Consider the following 18,230-nt stretch of genomic DNA (forward strand, 5'->3'; position numbering starts at 1 on the left):
ATCAGGTAAATATTTTAGCTTAGGAAACGTCTCACTTCACTGATGAAATAAAGAGACCCGGTCACAATCAACGTCTCGCTTGTCGGCGACTCGACCCAATTCTGTAGCCATGCTTTCCATTCGACAAAGCGCGCCCCATCTTTCTCTAGTTGTGCTTTCGTTCTAGCACGCGGAAAGTCAAATGTCGTTTCGTAAACGTCTCCAATTTCTTGAAGCACGTGAATCATCTTGTCACGGTCTTTATCTTCTAAAATCGCCGTCAACACTGTCACGTCTGTCTCATATTTGGCTTGTAAAACCAAGGCCTCGATGCCTTCCGGATTATGTGCCCCGTCTAAAATGATACGCGGTCGTTTGGAGACGAGCTCATACCGCCCCGGATGTTGTGCTCGCTCGAGCCCTTTTTGGATGGCGTCATCGCGCCAACCGAGGTGACGCGCCACCGCCACGGCACACGCCCCGTTATACGCTTGATGATGTCCTGTCAATCCGAGCACGACAGATGGCATATTCTCATACGTCACGACGGTCTCTGCCCCGTCCACAATTTTCTTCACGAGTGGACGAACATCATGAATGGAAGAACCTACATCGTCCCCTTTTTGATGCAACAACTCAATCAACGATTTCTTCTCGATACTATGGAACATCGGCACGCTGCGTTTCATGATGCCGTATTTCTCTTGTGCAATCTCTTCAAGCGTATCGCCGAGAATGCCTTGATGGTCATGTCCGATTGACGTGACAATGGTCGCAAGTGGATGCGTCAACACATTGGTCGAATCAAGTCGTCCCCCGAGACCGACTTCCCAAATGATCAAGTCAGGACGTGTGTCATCAAAATAGCACCATGCCATCATCGTCAATAGCTCAAACTCCGTCAGCGTCTCTGGCGTCTCGTCCGCACAGGATTTGACACGGTTCGCCACGTCGACGAGCGCGTCTTCAGGAATCGGTTCCCCGTTCAACATGATCCGCTCCTCGAACTGAATGATATAAGGGGAAGTGAATGTGCCGACGGATAAGCCGTTCTCCATCGCCATCGCCCGTAAAAACGCGACGGTCGACCCTTTTCCGTTCGTCCCGGCCACATGGATGGATCGGCGTTCTTCTAACCCTAACTGCTCAATCATCCAGCTCATCCGCTCAAGACCCGGTTTGATCCCGAAGCGAAGCTGTCCACTCAACCAATCGAATACATCTTGTCTCGTCTTCATCTTCCACACTCCTACTGTTTACACTTCTGTTTCATTTTATCAAAATTCACGACAGCCGTTATGGAAAACAGTCTGTGCTATACTCGAAGCGAAGAAGGAGGCATGCGCCATGACAACTGACTGGAACTTCGAGGCGACGTACCTCGAACTACGTGACATCTTTTACGACCGCGGACCCATCCATCCGGTCGACAATCCGACACTCGTCTTGTTTAACGATGCATTAGCCGCTACGCTCGGCCTTGATGCGCAAAGTCTCAAACAAGACATCGATTTATTTGCCGGCAATCGTCAAACAGAGACGTCTTTCTCACAAGCATACGCTGGACACCAATTCGGCAACTTGACGATGCTCGGGGACGGACGCGCCCTCATGCTCGGGGAACATGTGACTCCGAACGGGAAGCGTGTCGATGTGCAACTGAAGGGTTCTGGACCGACGGAGTATTCTAGAGGGGGCGACGGACGAGCCGCACTCGGGCCAATGGTACGCGAGTTCATCATCAGCGAGGCGATGCACGCCCTCGGCATTCCAACGAACCGGGCGCTCGCCGTCGTTCAGACAGGGGAAGCCATCATGCGTCAAGGTCCGAAGCATGGAGCCATCCTGACTCGTGTCGCCTCAAGTCATCTTCGTGTCGGAACATTCCAATTCGCAGCAGGCGCCGGCTCCATCGATGACGTCATCACACTTACTGAAGTAGCAATCAAACGACACGACCCAGACTTGATCGATGCACCGAATCGCTATGAACAGTTCCTCGGACACGTCGTCGAAAGACAGGCGAGACTGATTGCCAACTGGCAACTCGTCGGGTTCATTCATGGGGTGATGAATACGGACAATATGTTCATCAGCGGTGAAGGTCTCGATTACGGACCATGCGCGTTCATGGACACGTATCATCCGGAGACGGTCTTCAGCTCGATCGACCGAGAGGGACGTTACGCCTATGCGAATCAACCATATATCGGGTCTTGGAACCTCGCCCGACTGTCGGAGACGTTGCTGCCGCTCCTTGGCGAAACGAAAGAAGAAGCGGTTGATGTGGCGAACAAGCAACTCACCCGTTATACCGAGTTGTATAAAGAAGCGTACTTTACCGGTCTCGCACATAAGATTGGCTTATTCGTCCGAAAAGATGGTGACGATGAGCTAGCGGATGAACTGCTCCGCTTGATGATGGAGACGGAGGCAGATTATACGAATACGTTCCGCTCGTTGACGCTCGGTGAGATTGAATCGCTCCCATTCGCAACTCGGGAAGACGGGAAGGCGTGGATCGATGCTTGGCGAAAACGTTTGAGCGAACAAGGTCTACCAGACGATGATGTAAGAATAATCATGCGCCAATACAACCCGGCCGTCATTCCACGTAATCATCATGTCGAGAAAGCGATCCAAGCAGCAGAACGAGGCGACTTCGGTCCGACCGAGGCGCTACTCACGATTTTACGTGACCCATATAACTACAATCAACCGTCTGAATACGTATCGGCAGGTCCACCACGAACGTTTCCGTATCAAACGTTTTGTGGCACGTGAAAAAACAATCCCTCGAACACTTCAATCTGTTCGAGGGATTGTCTTTCTTACATTTTATTCAAAGCCCAAAATGAATCATATCTTTCCCTTCATCTCGCGCTTCGATGATTTTTAAAATCAGCTGCCCCAATTCCGAAGTAGCCTGATTGTTCATTCTGTTTAACACGACTTCAATAAAGAATGATAAAGACGCATGTGGAATCAACGTAATGCCGCACTCATCCAATCCATGGCCAGGACAATGATAGGAGTGAAAGAATGTACGCATGTCATTTAACTGTTCAATCCAGTGCTCCACTTCTTCTCCATCCACCGCAACACACCCGTATCTTTCCGGCATATACTCCACATGAAGCTCTTCCCCATGAATGGAATCGATTATTCCAAATTCGTGATGATAAGACACAATACTCCCCCTGATATCTTTATATACCAAAATGAACTACGTCCTTTCCTTTCGCTCCCTTTCGATTGAGCAACATGTCCACTCCTTTTCATCGATTCTATAAGTGTGCGTGTTCATCCTTACTCCGGATCATGAAACGGAAACGACACAGATGAAGGCTCCGGTAACGAATCAGCGAGTGCCAACAACTCTTCTTCCGAGATATTTCCTGTCACGATAATCAGTTTGCCTTGGGTTAAATAGTATAAACCGTTCCCGTATGATTGCTCCAATACATACGGTTCTGGCTGTTCCGACATCTCCCCTTCTACTTCAGTGAAAGAATCCGTCGCAATGATACTGATGAGGCGTGTCTCATCATATAACGTCCAAAGCTTCACCGGCCAATCGCTACCTGAGTAATCAGCGCTGATGGCCTCCATCTCTTTATTAGGAAGATCTAATCCGTGAGCGAACGCTGATGATGTCTCCGGAATCCCAAAACGTTGCATGCCACGCTGCGCCCATCCATTTCTTTCATCATGAATGAATACGCCAAACGGGTTCTCACGGTCAGGGACGGTCATCGCAACTAAACCGATCCCCCCGACCATCGTCTCCGTTATAATGTGATCCTTCGACAAGTGTCTTGTCGAGCCATCTTCATATTGAAGGGTGATTTGTTCCACGACCGCGTCTGAGACCCGTTCCGTGCCTGGTTGTACTTCGGCAATCGTCGTCCCCGTCACGTCTACGTCGGGGAATTGCGATTCATCGATCACTCCCTCCTGTTCTACCTCTTCCACACCCGCCTTCTCCACAGCCTTCGTCTCTTCTGACGGTGTACATCCAGCCAGCCCCAATACAAGAACACATACTATTCCGATTCGTCTCATCTCATATCCCCTTTTCTACGTCTATCTCTCCAAATTCTATTAAAACACAAAAAAAACCTTCTTCAGAGAATCAATCTCTGAAGAAGGTGTGTCTTACTTACGCAACTCTTCCAAACGGGCGCGGACCGCGTCACGCTTGTCGAGGTAGTCTTTTTCTTTTGCTTTCTCTTCGTCGATGACGTGAGCCGGTGCCTTGGCGATGAATCCTTGGTTTCCGAGTTTCTTCTGCACGCGCTCGACTTCTTTTTCATACTTCGCCACTTCTTTTTCAAGACGGGCGATTTCTTCTTCGAAGTTGATGAGGTCTGCGAGTGGGATGAAGAGCTCTGCTCCCGTCATGATCGCGGACATCGACTTGTCCGGGGCCGTGAGACCACGTCCGATTTCAAGCTCTGTCGCATTCGTGAACTTGCCAATTGTCATTTCATTCGCGCTCAAGTAACCTTGTGTCGCATCATCGCTCGTCGAAATGAAGAGCTGGATTGGTTTCGACATCGGTGCGTTCACTTCGGCACGGATGTTACGAACCGAGCGGATGACGTTCATCACAGCTTCAAACGCTGGAACCGAATCGGCGAAGTGAAGGTCGTCACGACGCGTCGGATAGCTTGCACGAACGATTGAATCGCCTTCGTGCGGCAAGTGCTGCCAAATTTCCTCTGTAAGGAACGGCATGAACGGATGCATGAGACGCATGATCGAATCGAGCGTATGCGCGAGGACCGAGCGGGTCGTGTGCTTCGCTGCTTCGTCCTCACCGTAAAGCGTGAGTTTCGCCATCTCGATGTACCAGTTACAGAACTCTTCCCAGATGAAGTTGTACAAGTAACGACCGGCTTCACCGAACTCGTACTTGTCGACGAGGCGTGTCACTTGGTCGATCGTGTCGTTCAAGCGTGTCAAGATCCACTTGTCAGCAAGCGTCTTCTCGCCCGTGAGGTCGATGTCTTCGACTTTAAGCCCATCCATGTTCATGAGCGCGAAACGACTTGCGTTCCAAATCTTGTTCGCAAAGTTCCATGTCGATTCGATCTTCTCCCAATAGAAACGAAGGTCGTTCCCTGGTGTCGAACCTGTGAGGAGGAACCAACGGAGTGAATCCGCTCCGTATTGGTCGATGACTTCCATCGGGTCAACGCCGTTACCGAGAGATTTCGACATCTTGCGTCCTTCCGAGTCACGGATGAGACCGTGGATGAGGACATCGTTGAACGGTTGCTTCCCTGTGAACTCGAGTGATTGGAAGATCATCCGTGATACCCAGAAGAAGATGATGTCGTATCCCGTGACGAGCGCGCTCGTCGGGAAGTAACGGTTGAAGTCCGGTGCGTCCGTATCCGGCCAGCCCATCGTTGAGAACGGCCAGAGTGCTGACGAGAACCATGTGTCAAGAACGTCTTCGTCTTGTGTCCAGTTCTCACTGTCCGCTGGCGCCTCTTTCCCTACATATACTTCACCTGTCTCGTTATGGTACCAAGCCGGGATGCGGTGGCCCCACCAAAGTTGGCGGCTGATACACCAGTCGCGGATGTTCTCCATCCAACGGAGGTATGTGCCTTCGAAGCGTTCTGGGACGAAGTTGACTTTCGTATCGTCGTTCCCTTGTGCTTCAAGTGCTGCTTTCGAGAGTGGCTCCATATCAACAAACCATTGTTTCGAAAGATATGGTTCGATGACCGCGCCAGAACGTTCCGAATGACCGACCGAGTGCGTGTGCGGCTCAATCTTCACGAGTGTGCCGTCCTCCTCAAGGTCTTTGACGAGTTGCTTGCGGCATTCGAAGCGGTCGAGCCCTTCGTACTTACCAGCATTCTCGTTCATCTTCCCGCCTTCATCCATGACGAGGATGCGTGGAAGCTCGTGGCGGTTTCCGATTTCAAAGTCGTTCGGGTCGTGTGCTGGCGTGATCTTCACGCAACCTGTACCGAACTCCATGTCGACATAGTCGTCGGCAACGATCGGGATTTCACGGTTCATGACTGGAAGCATGATCGTCTTGCCGATGAGGTGTGTGTAACGCTCATCTTTCGGGTTGACGGCAACCGCCGTATCACCGAGCATCGTTTCGGGACGTGTCGTTGCGATTTCGATATGACCTGAACCGTCAGCGAGTGGGTATTTCATGTGATAGAATGCACCCTCGACTTCTTGATAAATGACCTCGATATCTGAAACGGCCGTCTTTTGAGCCGGGTCCCAGTTGACGATATATTCGCCACGATAGATCAAGCCTTTTTCATAAAGACGGACGAATACTTCTTGAACGGCTTTTGAGAGCCCTTCGTCGAGTGTGAAGCGTTCACGCGAGTAGTCGAGACCGAGACCAAGTTTTGACCATTGGTCGCGAATCGTCTTCGCATACTCGTCTTTCCATTCCCACGTCTTTTCGAGGAACTTCTCACGTCCGAGGTCGTAACGCATGACGCCTTCTTCACGGAGCTTTTGCTCGACTTTCGCTTGTGTCGCAATCCCGGCGTGGTCCATCCCTGGGAGCCAAAGCACGTCATAGCCTTGCATACGCTTGAGGCGTGTCAACAAATCTTGGAGCGTCGTGTCCCAGGCGTGACCGAGGTGAAGTTTCCCGGTAACGTTCGGTGGTGGGATGACAATCGTGTACGGTTGTTTCGAATCGTCCTCGTCTGCTTTAAATACATCGTTCTCTAACCAGTAGTCGTACCATTTTGACTCCGTCGCACTTGGGTCGTACTTCGTCGGCATGGTGATTTCATTTGTCTCATGGGCCATGTGTAGCGCCTCCTCTATGTTTATTGGTGAACACAAAAACGGCTTCTCTCGTCCTATACGCTAAGGACGAAAGAAGCCGTGATCTTCCGCGGTACCACCTTAGTTCGCCAAAAAGTGGCGCACTCAAAATCGAATAACGGTCGATGGACCGAACTTTCCTACTCCATTCAGAAAGTCAGCTCCGAGGCGACTTCCGCGTCCATCCCTCGCAACCTTTCACCAAGCGGTCGCGTCTCTAAAAGGAATGGAGGATGCGTACTACTCCTCATCAATGCTTTTCATCGTATCTGTTAAATAATTGTAGCGACAGAAACGTCAGCAGTCAAGATTAGAGTGAAAACTCTTCTTGAAGCTCCTTGAACGTCGCCTCGACCGCTGCGATCGTCTTCTCGATATCCTCGTCCGTATGAGCCGTCGATAGGAACAATCCTTCGAACTGTGACGGTGGCAAGAAGACGCCGCGCGCCGCCATCTTCTGATAGTACGAACGGAACATCTCGAGGTTTGCCGACTTCGCTTTCTCGAAGTTCGTCACTTTCTCGTTCGTGAAGAAGAAACCGAACATCGAGCCAGCGCGGTTCGTGTCGTGTGGGATGTTGTATTTCTCGCCTGCTTGCGTGAAGCCTTCCGCGAGACGGTCTGCTTTACGCTCGAACTCGGCGTAGTGCTCCGGTTTGAGTTGCGAGAGTGTCGTGTAACCGGCAATCATCGCAAGTGGGTTACCCGAGAGCGTCCCAGCTTGATAGATTGGACCTTGTGGTGCAATCTGTTCCATGATTTCACGTTTCCCACCGTAAGCGCCGACCGGAAGTCCGCCGCCGATGACCTTACCGAGACATGTGAGGTCCGGTGTGACACCGAAGTACCCTTGTGCACAGTTGTACCCGACACGGAAGCCCGTCATGACCTCATCAAAGATGAGAAGCGCGCCGTTTTGTTCCGTGATCTCGCGGAGTCCTTCGAGGAATCCTGGTTGTGGTGGCACGAAGCCCATGTTTCCTGCGGCCGGTTCGACGATGACACCAGCGAGGTCGTCTCCGTATTTCTCAAAGGCGACGCGGACTGCGTCCAAGTCATTGTACGGAACCGTGAGCGTATGGCTTGCGAGTTCTTTCGGTACGCCTGGAGAGTCCGGGAGACCGAGCGTCGCGACACCAGACCCGGCTTTGATGAGAAGCGAGTCCCCGTGTCCGTGGTAGCATCCTTCGAACTTCAAAATCTTCGTCTTCCCTGTGTAGCCGCGTGCGAGGCGAAGTGCCGCCATCGTCGCTTCCGTTCCTGAGTTGACCATACGGACCATCTCGATCGATGGGACACGATCGATGACGAGTTCTGCCATCTTCGTCTCAAGCTCGGTCGGTGTCCCGAACGTCCAGCCTTTTTCAGCTTGTTCTTGGATCGCTTTCGTGACGACCGGGTCGCGGTGACCGAGGATGAGTGGTCCCCATGAGAGGACGTAATCGATATATTCGTTGCCGTCGATGTCATAGACGCGTGAGCCTTCACCGCGTTCGGCGAAGATTGGCGTCATCCCGACCGATTTGTAGGCACGGACCGGGCTGTTGACACCGCCTGGCATTAGAGGACGGGCTTGTTCGAACGCTTCTTGTGAGCGCGTTTGATTGTATGTCATGCGTAGTCTCCTTCCAAATAGCGACAGACGTCTTTTGCGAAATACGTGACGATGAGATCGGCACCGGCACGTTTGAATCCGACCATTGTCTCCATGACGATGCGTTCTTCGTCGACCCAGTCGTTGAGTGACGCGGCTTTGATCATCGCATACTCTCCGCTCACGTTATATGCCACAATCGGCATATCGAGTGAGTCGCGCATGTCACGGATGATGTCCATGAACGCGAGAGCCGGTTTGACGATCATGAAGTCGGCACCTTGTTCCACGTCCGATTGTGACTCACGGAACGCCTCACGACGGTTCGCTGGGTCCATCTGATACCCTTTACGGTCGCCTTCACCTGGAGCCGATTGGGCTGCGTCACGGAACGGTCCGTAATAGGCTGATGCATATTTGACACCGTAGCTCATGATTGGAATGTGGCTAAATCCGTTCTGGTCGAGACCTTCGCGGATAGCTGTGACGAATCCGTCCATCATCGAGCTCGGTGCGATGATATCGGCACCCGCTTTTGCTTGCGTAATGGCTGTCTGGACGTGAAGTGGAAGTGATGCGTCGTTATCGACGTCCCCATCTTTCACGAGACCACAATGACCTGTCGACGTGTACTCACAAAGGCACGTATCGGCGATGACCGTGAGCTGTGGCGCCCACTCTTTCACTTTACGAATCGCTTCTTGGACGATGCCGTGGTCATGATACGCTTCACTGCCTTCTGGGTCTTTATGTTCCGGCACACCGAACAAGAGCACAGATTGGAGACCGAGGTCGACGATTTCTTTAATCTCTTCTTCGAGTCGGTCAAGTGAATAATTGAAGACGCCAGGCATCGAGCTGACTTCACGTTTAATGTTAGTCCCTTCAATGATGAAGAGCGGGTAAATCAAATCTTCTTTTCGAACATGATTTTCACGTACGAGGGCACGCATCGACTTCGATGAGCGAAGACGACGGTGACGGTCAAACTGGTTCATGAAAAATCCTCCCCTACACACTGTATTAATGCATCCATAGTATAACATTCTGGCACTCGTACCGGTAACGTCGACACTTGTCGGACAGCGCGTTCGGTCACTTCGCCAATGGCGTACCACGTCCCGTTGAAGTGGGACAAGTATGGTGTGAGCGCATCGACGGCCGACGGACTCAAGACGAGTAACGCCTTCACCGTCTCGAGTTGTTGTTGTTGGTCCGAGGTCAATCGGATTGGAATCGTCTCATAGACGACCCAGTCATACACGCAAGGCAGCATCGACATATGGGACGTGTTCGCCAAATTGCCACGTGCAAACAAGACGACATCATCGGTCGAAACAACGTCAGATAACTGCTCAAAAAGCGCCTCACCCGTATACGTCTCCGGCATGAGCGAGACGGTAAAGCCCTCCGCTTCAAGCGCCCGCTTCGTCTTCTCCCCGACAGCGGCGACCTTGACGTCACGCGTCAGATTCCGAAGGGCTTGCACCGCGTTTTGACTCGTGACGACGAGCCAATCGAATCGTTCCACGGGTGGCGGTGTATGCGTCTCTCTCGTCTGAATGAGCGGGACATGATGAACGGAAAGACCGCTCGCCTCGAGCCGTGCCCGTTGCGAAGCGGTCATTCGTTTCGTTCCCGTGTACCAAACGTCACTCATTGACCGAGGCGAGGATTTCACGCCCGCCACGACCGAGCAATTCTTCTGCTACGTCCATTCCGAGTGCGATTCCGTCCGTTGACGTCTTCGTCACACGGAGCACTTCTTTCCCGTCCACTGTCGCGATGAGACCTGTGAGTGTCACATCGTCACCGTCGACCGTCGCATAACCGCCGACCGGTACGTGACAACTTCCTTCAATCGCTTTTAAGAAAGTACGCTCCGCTGTAGCCGCTTTCGCTGTCACTTCATCATGCAACAATTGAAGCACTGCCGTCACTTCTGCGTCGTCCTTGCGGCTCTCGATGGCGAGTACGCCTTGTCCGACAGCAGGTACCATGACGTCCGGGTCAAGCGCTTCGAAGTCGACACGATCTGTCCACCCCATCCGTTCAAGTCCGGCTTTCGCGAGCAAGATGGCATTGTAGTTCTCGGCGTCTAACTTCTTCAGACGCGTGTCGATGTTTCCACGAATCCATTGAATCTCAAGGTCAGGACGGGCTGCCAAGATTTGAGCACCACGACGGAGTGAGCTCGTTCCGACAATCGAACCTTTTGGAAGCGTCTCGAACGTGTAGCCGTTCTCACAGATGAGGACGTCACGCGCATCGACACGTTTCGGCATACAGCTAATATAGAGTTCTTCTGGTAGTTCGGCCGGAACGTCTTTCATGCTGTGTACGGCGAAATCGATGTCCCCATCGAGCATCTGTTGTTGAATCTCTTTGACGAACAACCCTTTCCCACCGACTTTCGACAATTGCACGTCGACGATTTGGTCACCTTTCGTCACGATTTCTTTAATCTCGAACTCGTTCTTTGCTCCAGCTTGCTTCAACTGCTCGATGACCCATTTTGTTTGAGTCATGGCGAGTTGGGAACGGCGTGAACCGACAATGATTTTCCGCATGTTCAATCTCTCCTTCATAGAAAAAGGCGACACGCGTCGCCTTTTTGTCTTGTTAGCGCATCAATGCGCGAAGTGGTGCTTTGGCAGAAGTGGCATCTGTTTCTTCCACTTCGTCTACAGGTTGTTCCGGCAACTCGACATCAAGTCCGAACGTCTCGATGAATTGAGCGATTCGAACGTTCGCGTCCGGTTGAGCCGCTGCATCTTTAATGTAGTCAATCGGGTCACGAAGCATTTGATTGATGATCGACTTCATGTGCTTCCCGATGACTTTCTTGTCTCGTGCTGACAAATGGTCGAGCTTACGCTCAAGACTCGTCATCGTATCTTCTTGAATATCAAGGGCACGAGCACGCAACTCGTTCATGATTGGCACGACACCAAGCGTGATGAGCCATGTTTGGAACTCTTGAATCGCTTCATCGATTTTCATTTCAATCTTTTCAGCCTCGACGAGACGCGCTTCAAGATTTTTGTTTACGATTCCATTCAAATCATCGACATCGAACAAATGCACACCCGGAAGTGTCGCGACCGCTGGATCGATATCTCGTGGCACAGCGATGTCAATGAGAAGAAGCGGACGTTCGCGGCGCAGCAACTGTGCAGCCGCTACATCGTCGTATCCAATGACGGCATCCTTCGCCCCGGTCGAACTAATCAAAATATCTGCATCAAGTAATCCACATGCGATCTCACGAATCGAATGGGCACGGCCTTTGAACTTATCCGCTACAGCTTTTGCTTTGCTCTCCGTCCGGTTGAAGACAGCGATTTGTTTCGCACCAGCTTCAAATAAGTTGAGTGTCGTCAATTCACCCGTCTCACCGGCTCCGACGACGACGACTTGTTTGTCTTCAAGCTGTTGATACATCTCTTGTGCGAGCGTCACGGCAGCCGAACTGACCGATACAGACATTTCCCCAATTTGCGTGTCCGTATGGGCGCGCTTGGCGAGTGTAATCGCTTCTTTGAATAATTTGTTGAAGACCGTTCCTGTCGTTCCATGCTCCTGGGCACGGAAGAAACTCGTCTTCACTTGACCTAAAATCTGTGTTTCCCCGATGATCATCGAGTCGAGGCCCGACGTGACACGGAACAAGTGGCGAATCGCCTCTTCCCCTTCTCGAATCGACAAGTATGGTGTGAACTGCTCCATCTCTAAGTTGAACCAGTTCGCCAAGAAACGTTTCGTGTAATAACGTCCAGTATGGAGTTGATCTGTCACGACGTACAGCTCCGTCCGGTTACACGTAGACAAAATAACCGACTCGAAAATGCTCTTCTCTTCGCGAAGTGCAATCATCGCATCCACGATTTCTTGCTCCCCAAACGAGAACTGCTCCCGAATCGCGACAGGGGCTGTCTTGTTATTTAGTCCAACGACGACAATATGCATGTATCTCTTCCCCTCATCTAAAATCCACCGACGGTTATCTCTTCTTTATTTCAATCTCTACCGTACATTATAACAGTTCTTATCTGGTAACTATAATCTTCTGTTTGATTTTCCTGAAATAAAATAAGAACTTTTTGTGACAAAAAGAAGTAGAAATGGCGAAACTCCATTCCTACCCTTTCTTCTTATAGATTTGGCGAGTTCGGGTCCGTGATAATCGAACTCTCAGGTTCCTCTTTGTCCAAATAATGTTCTCGTTCTCGTAATTTATAGATGCGAACGATATTCTGGACAACCGTTTTGGCGACCGCATAAAACGGTACAGCGATGAGCATTCCGATGATACCAGCCAAATTCCCGGCTACGAGCAAGACGATGATGATCGTGAGCGGGTGTACTTTTAACGACTTCCCTTGAATGAGTGGCGAGATGACGTTCGACTCAATCTGTTGCACGACGATGATGACAACGATGACCCATAATACCTTGATTGGATCTTGAATGAATGCCACGACCACTGCCGGTGCAGCCCCTAGGAACGGTCCAACGTAAGGGATAATATTTGTTACCATCATGAAGAGTGCGAGCAAGATGGCATAATCTACACCGACGATCCAGAGACCAATCAGTGACGTGATTCCAACGAAGAATGCGACGAGCAACTGAGCGTTGACGTAACTCCGCACCGTCTCGTGCATGTCATGCAAGATGTGACGCGTCTCTTTCTCATAGCTCGAGGGTAAGAGTTTGACGATAGCGTCTGGTAAACGTTTCCCATCGAGTAACATGTAAAGAAGCATGAACGGGATAACAACGATCGTGATAACCGCTGACGTCACGAAACCAACGACTTGCCCAAATGACGAGGCGATATTTCCGAACAGATCACCTAAGTACGACGTGATGTTCGTCGTCAAGTTACGGAACATCTCGTCATTTTCTGCCATGAAGCGTGCAAAGAACTCATTTTGTAGCAACGCGTCACGGACAGCGAACGCCTGTTTCTGAAGTTCTTTTGCGATACTCGGCATAGCGTTGACGAGCGACGTGATTTGTTCGCCTAAAACCGGTCCGAGAATACTGAAGACAAGTGTAAAAATAAGCACGAGTCCGATCAGTGTGATGGCTACAGCTAACGTTCGCTTCCCTTTTAAGCGTTTCTCTAAGAAGTCGACAATCCCGACCAGGAAATAAAAGAAGAGTCCGGCCACAATGAGTGGAACCGTGACGAGTGCCAAGATGACTTGAATCGGTTCAAACACGAATGAGATCTGTGTCCCGACCCAAATGACTAAAAAGATGGTCAGCGTCCAAAAGAGGGCGCGATACCATTTGTTTTCAAACATGCGTTGCATTTCTCCACCTCGTTTACAATGATGACTATGTACTAACTATGATTATACGATAATTACCCGCTTGCGGGCTGACAAAAACAAAAAGGCGAAGGAATCCCTTCGCCTTCTCCTTATTCACCTTCTGTGATGAGTGCGTAAATCGCTTTCCATGCCTCGTCTTTTCCTTCTGCCGTCTCGGCCGAGAAGGCGACAAAACGGTCAGATGGATCGAATTGAAGCTTACGTTTCACCGCCGCCTCATGTTTTTGACGCTGACTCTTCTTGATTTTATCGAGCTTCGTTGCCACAACGATGACCGGAATCTCATAATGTTTCAAGAAATTGTACATCGTCACATCGTCACCCGTAGGATCATGACGGATATCGACGAGTAAGACGACGCCACGAAGCGCCTCTTGGCTCGTCAAGTACTGCTCCATCATGACGCCCCACTTCTCACGTTCCGTCTTCGAGACTTTCGCATATCCGTATCCCGGAACGTCAACGAACATGATTTCATCATTGATGTTGAAGAAGTTGAGGGTCTGTGTCTTCCCTGGTTTCGAAGACGTCCGTGCGAGCGCCTTCCGTTGGCAAATCTTATTGATGAACGACGATTTCCCGACGTTCGACCGCCCGGCCAGTGCCACTTCCGGCAATTCATGGACCGGGTAATGGTCTGGCGCGACGGCACTCGTCACGAACTCTGCTTTGTTGATCTTCATTTAATTTCCTCCAAATGCTACATCTAGTACTTCATCGAGTGTCGTCACGGGAACGAACGTCAATTTCTCACGAACCGTCTCTTGAATATCATCGATGTCTCGCTCATTATCTTTCGGAATGACGATGGTCGTCAACCCGGCTCGATGAGCAGCGAGCGCTTTTTCTTTCAATCCGCCGATTGGCAAGACACGTCCACGGAGTGTGATCTCACCTGTCATCCCGACATCACGATGGACTTTCTTCCCGGTCAATGCGGAAATTAAGGCTGTCGCAATCGTGATTCCTGCCGACGGTCCGTCTTTTGGCACGGCACCCTCTGGCACGTGAATGTGAATGTCTTGTCGCTCATAGAACGTCGGGTCAATCCCGAACCGCTCTGCGTTTGCACGGACATAGCTATATGCTGTTTGTGCCGACTCCTGCATCACATCACCAAGTTTACCCGTCAACTGAAGTTTGCCTTTCCCTGGAGCGAGCGCCACTTCGATTGTGAGCGTGTCGCCACCAAACGCCGTGTAGGCAAGGCCTGTCACCGCACCGATGGAGTCCTCGGTCTCCCCTTTTCCGTAGCGATACTTCGGCTTCCCGAGATACGTGATGATCGCCTTTTTCGAAATCGTGACCCGTTTCTTCTCCCCGATGGCGATTTGTTTCGCGGCTTTCCGGCAGAGTGATCCGATGACGCGTTCTAAGTTCCGGACGCCGGCTTCACGTGTGTAACGACGTACGACTTCATAGAGCGCATCTTCTTTAATCGTCAACTGACTCTTCTTCAATCCGTGCTCTGTCAACTGTTTCGGCACCAAGTGACGCTTCGCGATCTCTACTTTCTCAAGCTCCGTGTATCCACCGATTTGAATCAATTCCATCCGGTCAAGAAGCGGTGCTGGGATTTGTGAGACATCATTCGCAGTTGCGATAAAGAGAACGTTCGACAAATCGAACGGTTCTTCGATGTAGTGGTCCGAGAAGGAGACGTTTTGTTCTGGGTCGAGCACTTCTAGCATCGCGGACGCCGGGTCCCCTCTGAAGTCAGAAGCCATCTTGTCGATCTCATCGAGCAAGAAGACCGGATTTTTGCTTTCCGCTTGCTTCAATCCGCGGATGATCCGTCCTGGCATCGCACCGATATACGTACGACGGTGCCCACGGATTTCCGCCTCATCACGCACACCACCAAGTGAGACACGAACGAAGTGACGTTCAAGTGCCGAGGCGATCGAACGGGCGAGTGACGTCTTCCCGACCCCTGGAGGTCCGGCGAGACAGAGGATTGGTCCACGAAGCGAGTTCGTCAACTGGCGGACAGCCAAATACTCGAGGATACGGTCTTTTACCGATTCTAAGCCGTAATGGTCATCGTCGAGGACGTCTGCCGCATGTTTCACGTCAAGTTTGTCTTCCGTCTCAATGCCCCACGGAAGAGAGGTGACCCAGTCGAGGTAGTTACGGATGACCGCATACTCCGGAGACGTCTGCGGCACGACGTTCAATCGTTCCGCTTCACGCATGACGTTCTTCCGCGTCGTCTCTGGCAAGTCGAGCGCCTCTAGCTTCTCACGAAGGCGGTTCGGTTCTGACTCTTGCGTCTGGTCACCGAGTTCTTGTTGGATCGTCTTCATTTGTTCTCGTAAGTAGTACTCGCGCTGTGACTGCTCAATTGACTTCTTCGTCCGCTCGCGCATCTCTTGCTCGAGCTCAATCACTTCGACTTCATGTGCGATGATTTCAAGCAGTTCAAGTCCTCGCTTGACGGCATCTGCTTCTTCAAGCATCGCTTGGCGAAGCTCGACGTCGACATCGAGTTTTGACGTGATATAGTCCGTGAGTGATTCAAGCCGCTCATACATCTCGAAACGACGACGCTCATCTGGCGACATGCCCTTGATGTTTGCGACAAGTTTTCCGAACTGCTCTTTCAACAGACGGACGAGTGCCGTACGTTCGACCTCTTCTCCTTCAGCAAGTTCAAGTGGTTCGACGTTGGCGAACCATCCTTCATCTGTCGATTCAATCGAGTCGACACGGACACGCTCTTTCCCGACGATCCGAACCCGAATCGTTTCGTTCGACAGTTCACTCATCTTCGCGATGTGGACACGCGTTCCAACCGTGTATAAGTCTTCCGGTTCCGGTGACTCGTTCCCTGTTTCTTTCTGCGTCACGACAATCAAATCTGTTTCATGCTCCTTTGCGGCAAGGAGCGCCCGAAGGGATAACGGGCGTCCGACATCGATGGTCACACCGATGAGCGGATATACGACGACTCCTCGCAAAGGAAGGATTGGTAATTTTTCCATATACAATGCCTCCTGTGCAAAAAGGCTCAAAACTCGGATGTGCCGAGTGTTTGAGCCTTCTTCGTTAAAGAATTATGCTGTCTCTTTGTTGTCCCCTGTCTGTTCGACAGTACCGTCACGAAGGACGTATTTCGGACCGGCAAGACCCGTAATCGTTTCATCCGTGATGATGACTTTCTCGATATCGTCACGCGATGGGACAGTGAACATCACATCGAGCATCATTTCTTCGATAATCGAGCGGAGACCGCGCGCGCCAGTCTTACGTTTGATCGCAAGTTTGGCGATTTCGATCAATGCTTCGTCTGTGAAGGTCAATTCGACATCGTCAAGCTCGAGCATTTTCTCGTACTGACGGACGAGAGCATTTTTCGGCTTCGTCAAGATTTCAACGAGCGCTTCCTCATCGAGTGTCGTGAGCGTCGCCATGACTGGCAAACGTCCGATGAACTCAGGAATCAAGCCGAATTTTTGAAGGTCTTCAGGGAGTGCGCGGGCGAGCAAGTCCTCTTGCGTCAACTCGCGATTCTCTTGGTCGTTTCCGAAACCGATGACTTTCTTCCCGATTCGGCGTTTGACGACCGATTCGATGCCGGCGAATGCGCCACCGACAATGAAGAGAATGTTTGTTGTGTCGATTTGGATAAATTCTTGATGCGGATGCTTCCGTCCACCTTGTGGCGGTACGCTTGCTGTCGTGCCTTCAAGAATTTTAAGGAGCGCCTGCTGAACGCCTTCACCGGATACGTCACGCGTAATCGATGGGTTTTCAGACTTACGGGCAATCTTATCGATCTCATCGATGTAGATGATCCCTTTTTCAGCCTTCTCGACATCATAGTCAGCCGATTGAATCAATTTAAGCAAGATATTCTCAACGTCTTCCCCGACGTAACCTGCTTCCGTCAAGCTCGTCGCATCCGCGATTGCGAATGGGACGTTCAAGACGCGAGCCATCGTCTGAGCGAGAAGCGTTTTTCCGCTACCCGTTGGTCCAATCATGACGATGTTCGACTTCGCAAGTTCGACATCATCCGAACGGCCACCGGCGTTGATACGTTTATAGTGGTTATAGACAGCAACTGAAAGCGCACGTTTGGCGCGGTCTTGACCAATGACATAATCGTCTAGGATGTTACGAATCTCTTGTGGTTTTGGAATGTCTTTAAATTCGACTTCTTCCTCTACACCGAGCTCTTCCTCAACGATTTCATTGCAAAGTTCGATACATTCATCGCAAATGTATACGCCAGGACCGGCGACTAACTTACGAACTTGTTCTTGCGATTTTCCGCAAAACGAGCACTTGAGTTGCCCCTTTTCCTCGTTAAATTTGAACATTCGATACACCCCTTCTGTGGTGAAAATGGATGTAAGTGCGATAAATCGCGATTTGAATTTTCTGGTGCGATGCACCGCGAAAAGACATTTTACATCTCTGCGTTGAAATAATTGTAGCATGAACATATTGCGACTTCAAAGAATTACACATGCAATGTG

At 50.9% G+C, this 18,230-nt stretch carries 14 protein-coding genes and 1 other annotated feature; of the genes, 1 reads left to right on the plus strand and 13 read right to left on the minus strand.

From position 1 onward, the window contains the following. Nucleotides 1-14 precede the first annotated feature (14 nt). The gene (locus KNO69_RS09360) at nucleotides 15-1,217 is read right to left on the minus strand and encodes a bifunctional folylpolyglutamate synthase/dihydrofolate synthase (RefSeq protein ID WP_214817502.1); all 1,203 of its coding nucleotides are present in this window, start codon (nucleotides 1,215-1,217) and stop codon (nucleotides 15-17) included. A 109-nt stretch (nucleotides 1,218-1,326) separates the two neighbouring features. Here KNO69_RS09360 and KNO69_RS09365 point away from each other — a divergent pair, with 109 nt between their 5' ends. Next, the gene (locus KNO69_RS09365; protein ID WP_214817504.1) at nucleotides 1,327-2,763 is read left to right on the plus strand and encodes a protein adenylyltransferase SelO; all 1,437 of its coding nucleotides are present in this window, start codon (nucleotides 1,327-1,329) and stop codon (nucleotides 2,761-2,763) included. A gap of 58 nt (nucleotides 2,764-2,821) precedes the next feature. Here KNO69_RS09365 and KNO69_RS09370 read toward each other — a convergent pair whose 3' ends face one another. The 12 genes from KNO69_RS09370 to clpX all read right to left on the minus strand — a co-directional run bounded on the left by KNO69_RS09370 (nucleotide 2,822) and on the right by clpX (nucleotide 18,071). Beyond that, the gene (locus KNO69_RS09370; RefSeq protein WP_214817506.1) at nucleotides 2,822-3,169 is read right to left on the minus strand and encodes a short-chain dehydrogenase; all 348 of its coding nucleotides are present in this window, start codon (nucleotides 3,167-3,169) and stop codon (nucleotides 2,822-2,824) included. A gap of 119 nt (nucleotides 3,170-3,288) precedes the next feature. After that, nucleotides 3,289-4,044 (minus strand): hypothetical protein, encoded by a 756-nt coding sequence (locus KNO69_RS09375; protein ID WP_214817508.1) that lies wholly within the window; start codon nucleotides 4,042-4,044, stop codon nucleotides 3,289-3,291. A 93-nt stretch (nucleotides 4,045-4,137) separates the two neighbouring features. Then, on the minus strand, nucleotides 4,138-6,789 hold the full coding sequence (locus KNO69_RS09380) for a valine--tRNA ligase (RefSeq protein WP_214817510.1): 2,652 nt from the start codon (nucleotides 6,787-6,789) through the stop codon (nucleotides 4,138-4,140). A gap of 59 nt (nucleotides 6,790-6,848) precedes the next feature. Continuing rightward, nucleotides 6,849-7,070, minus strand: a binding site (T-box leader). A 47-nt stretch (nucleotides 7,071-7,117) separates the two neighbouring features. Then, nucleotides 7,118-8,422, minus strand: coding sequence for a glutamate-1-semialdehyde 2,1-aminomutase (hemL, locus tag KNO69_RS09385; RefSeq protein ID WP_031421390.1), 1,305 nt, complete (start codon nucleotides 8,420-8,422; stop codon nucleotides 7,118-7,120). Further along, on the minus strand, nucleotides 8,419-9,399 hold the full coding sequence (gene hemB, locus KNO69_RS09390; RefSeq protein WP_214817513.1) for a porphobilinogen synthase: 981 nt from the start codon (nucleotides 9,397-9,399) through the stop codon (nucleotides 8,419-8,421). The genes hemL and hemB overlap by 4 nt, the downstream gene beginning before the upstream one ends. Further along, nucleotides 9,396-10,028: a uroporphyrinogen-III synthase gene (locus KNO69_RS09395; RefSeq protein WP_214817516.1), complete on the minus strand. Its 633-nt coding sequence runs from the start codon at nucleotides 10,026-10,028 to the stop codon at nucleotides 9,396-9,398. The genes hemB and KNO69_RS09395 overlap by 4 nt, the downstream gene beginning before the upstream one ends. 25 nt (nucleotides 10,029-10,053) lie before the next feature. Beyond that, nucleotides 10,054-10,971: a hydroxymethylbilane synthase gene (hemC, locus tag KNO69_RS09400; protein WP_214817519.1), complete on the minus strand. Its 918-nt coding sequence runs from the start codon at nucleotides 10,969-10,971 to the stop codon at nucleotides 10,054-10,056. A gap of 52 nt (nucleotides 10,972-11,023) precedes the next feature. After that, the gene (gene hemA / locus KNO69_RS09405) at nucleotides 11,024-12,370 is read right to left on the minus strand and encodes a glutamyl-tRNA reductase (RefSeq protein ID WP_214817522.1); all 1,347 of its coding nucleotides are present in this window, start codon (nucleotides 12,368-12,370) and stop codon (nucleotides 11,024-11,026) included. 185 nt (nucleotides 12,371-12,555) lie between these two features. After that, a complete protein-coding gene (locus KNO69_RS09410; protein WP_214817525.1) occupies nucleotides 12,556-13,725 on the minus strand; it encodes an AI-2E family transporter in 1,170 nt (389 codons plus the stop codon). 110 nt (nucleotides 13,726-13,835) lie between these two features. Next, nucleotides 13,836-14,429: a ribosome biogenesis GTP-binding protein YihA/YsxC gene (gene yihA, locus KNO69_RS09415; RefSeq protein WP_015881115.1), complete on the minus strand. Its 594-nt coding sequence runs from the start codon at nucleotides 14,427-14,429 to the stop codon at nucleotides 13,836-13,838. Continuing rightward, nucleotides 14,430-16,730, minus strand: coding sequence for an endopeptidase La (gene lon / locus KNO69_RS09420; protein WP_214687795.1), 2,301 nt, complete (start codon nucleotides 16,728-16,730; stop codon nucleotides 14,430-14,432). A gap of 72 nt (nucleotides 16,731-16,802) precedes the next feature. After that, a complete protein-coding gene (clpX, locus tag KNO69_RS09425) occupies nucleotides 16,803-18,071 on the minus strand; it encodes an ATP-dependent protease ATP-binding subunit ClpX (RefSeq protein ID WP_015881113.1) in 1,269 nt (422 codons plus the stop codon). Nucleotides 18,072-18,230: the final 159 nt, after the last annotated feature.

The sequence above is a fragment of the Exiguobacterium sp. s131 genome, assembly GCF_018617345.1.
Classification (GTDB): domain Bacteria; phylum Bacillota; class Bacilli; order Exiguobacteriales; family Exiguobacteriaceae; genus Exiguobacterium; species Exiguobacterium profundum.

Coding starts and splice junctions, on each gene's coding strand:
- KNO69_RS09365 (WP_214817504.1), top strand. CDS start 1,327: ATGACAACTGACTGGAACTTCGAGGCGACGTACCTCGAACTACGTGAC.
- KNO69_RS09360 (WP_214817502.1), bottom strand. CDS start 1,217: ATGAAGACGAGACAAGATGTATTCGATTGGTTGAGTGGACAGCTTCGC.
- hemL (WP_031421390.1), bottom strand. CDS start 8,422: ATGACATACAATCAAACGCGCTCACAAGAAGCGTTCGAACAAGCCCGT.
- lon (WP_214687795.1), bottom strand. CDS start 16,730: ATGGAAAAATTACCAATCCTTCCTTTGCGAGGAGTCGTCGTATATCCG.
- KNO69_RS09380 (WP_214817510.1), bottom strand. CDS start 6,789: ATGGCCCATGAGACAAATGAAATCACCATGCCGACGAAGTACGACCCA.
- clpX (WP_015881113.1), bottom strand. CDS start 18,071: ATGTTCAAATTTAACGAGGAAAAGGGGCAACTCAAGTGCTCGTTTTGC.
- KNO69_RS09395 (WP_214817516.1), bottom strand. CDS start 10,028: ATGACCGCTTCGCAACGGGCACGGCTCGAGGCGAGCGGTCTTTCCGTT.
- yihA (WP_015881115.1), bottom strand. CDS start 14,429: ATGAAGATCAACAAAGCAGAGTTCGTGACGAGTGCCGTCGCGCCAGAC.
- KNO69_RS09410 (WP_214817525.1), bottom strand. CDS start 13,725: ATGCAACGCATGTTTGAAAACAAATGGTATCGCGCCCTCTTTTGGACG.
- hemB (WP_214817513.1), bottom strand. CDS start 9,399: ATGAACCAGTTTGACCGTCACCGTCGTCTTCGCTCATCGAAGTCGATG.
- hemA (WP_214817522.1), bottom strand. CDS start 12,370: ATGCATATTGTCGTCGTTGGACTAAATAACAAGACAGCCCCTGTCGCG.
- hemC (WP_214817519.1), bottom strand. CDS start 10,971: ATGCGGAAAATCATTGTCGGTTCACGCCGTTCCCAACTCGCCATGACT.
- KNO69_RS09375 (WP_214817508.1), bottom strand. CDS start 4,044: ATGAGACGAATCGGAATAGTATGTGTTCTTGTATTGGGGCTGGCTGGA.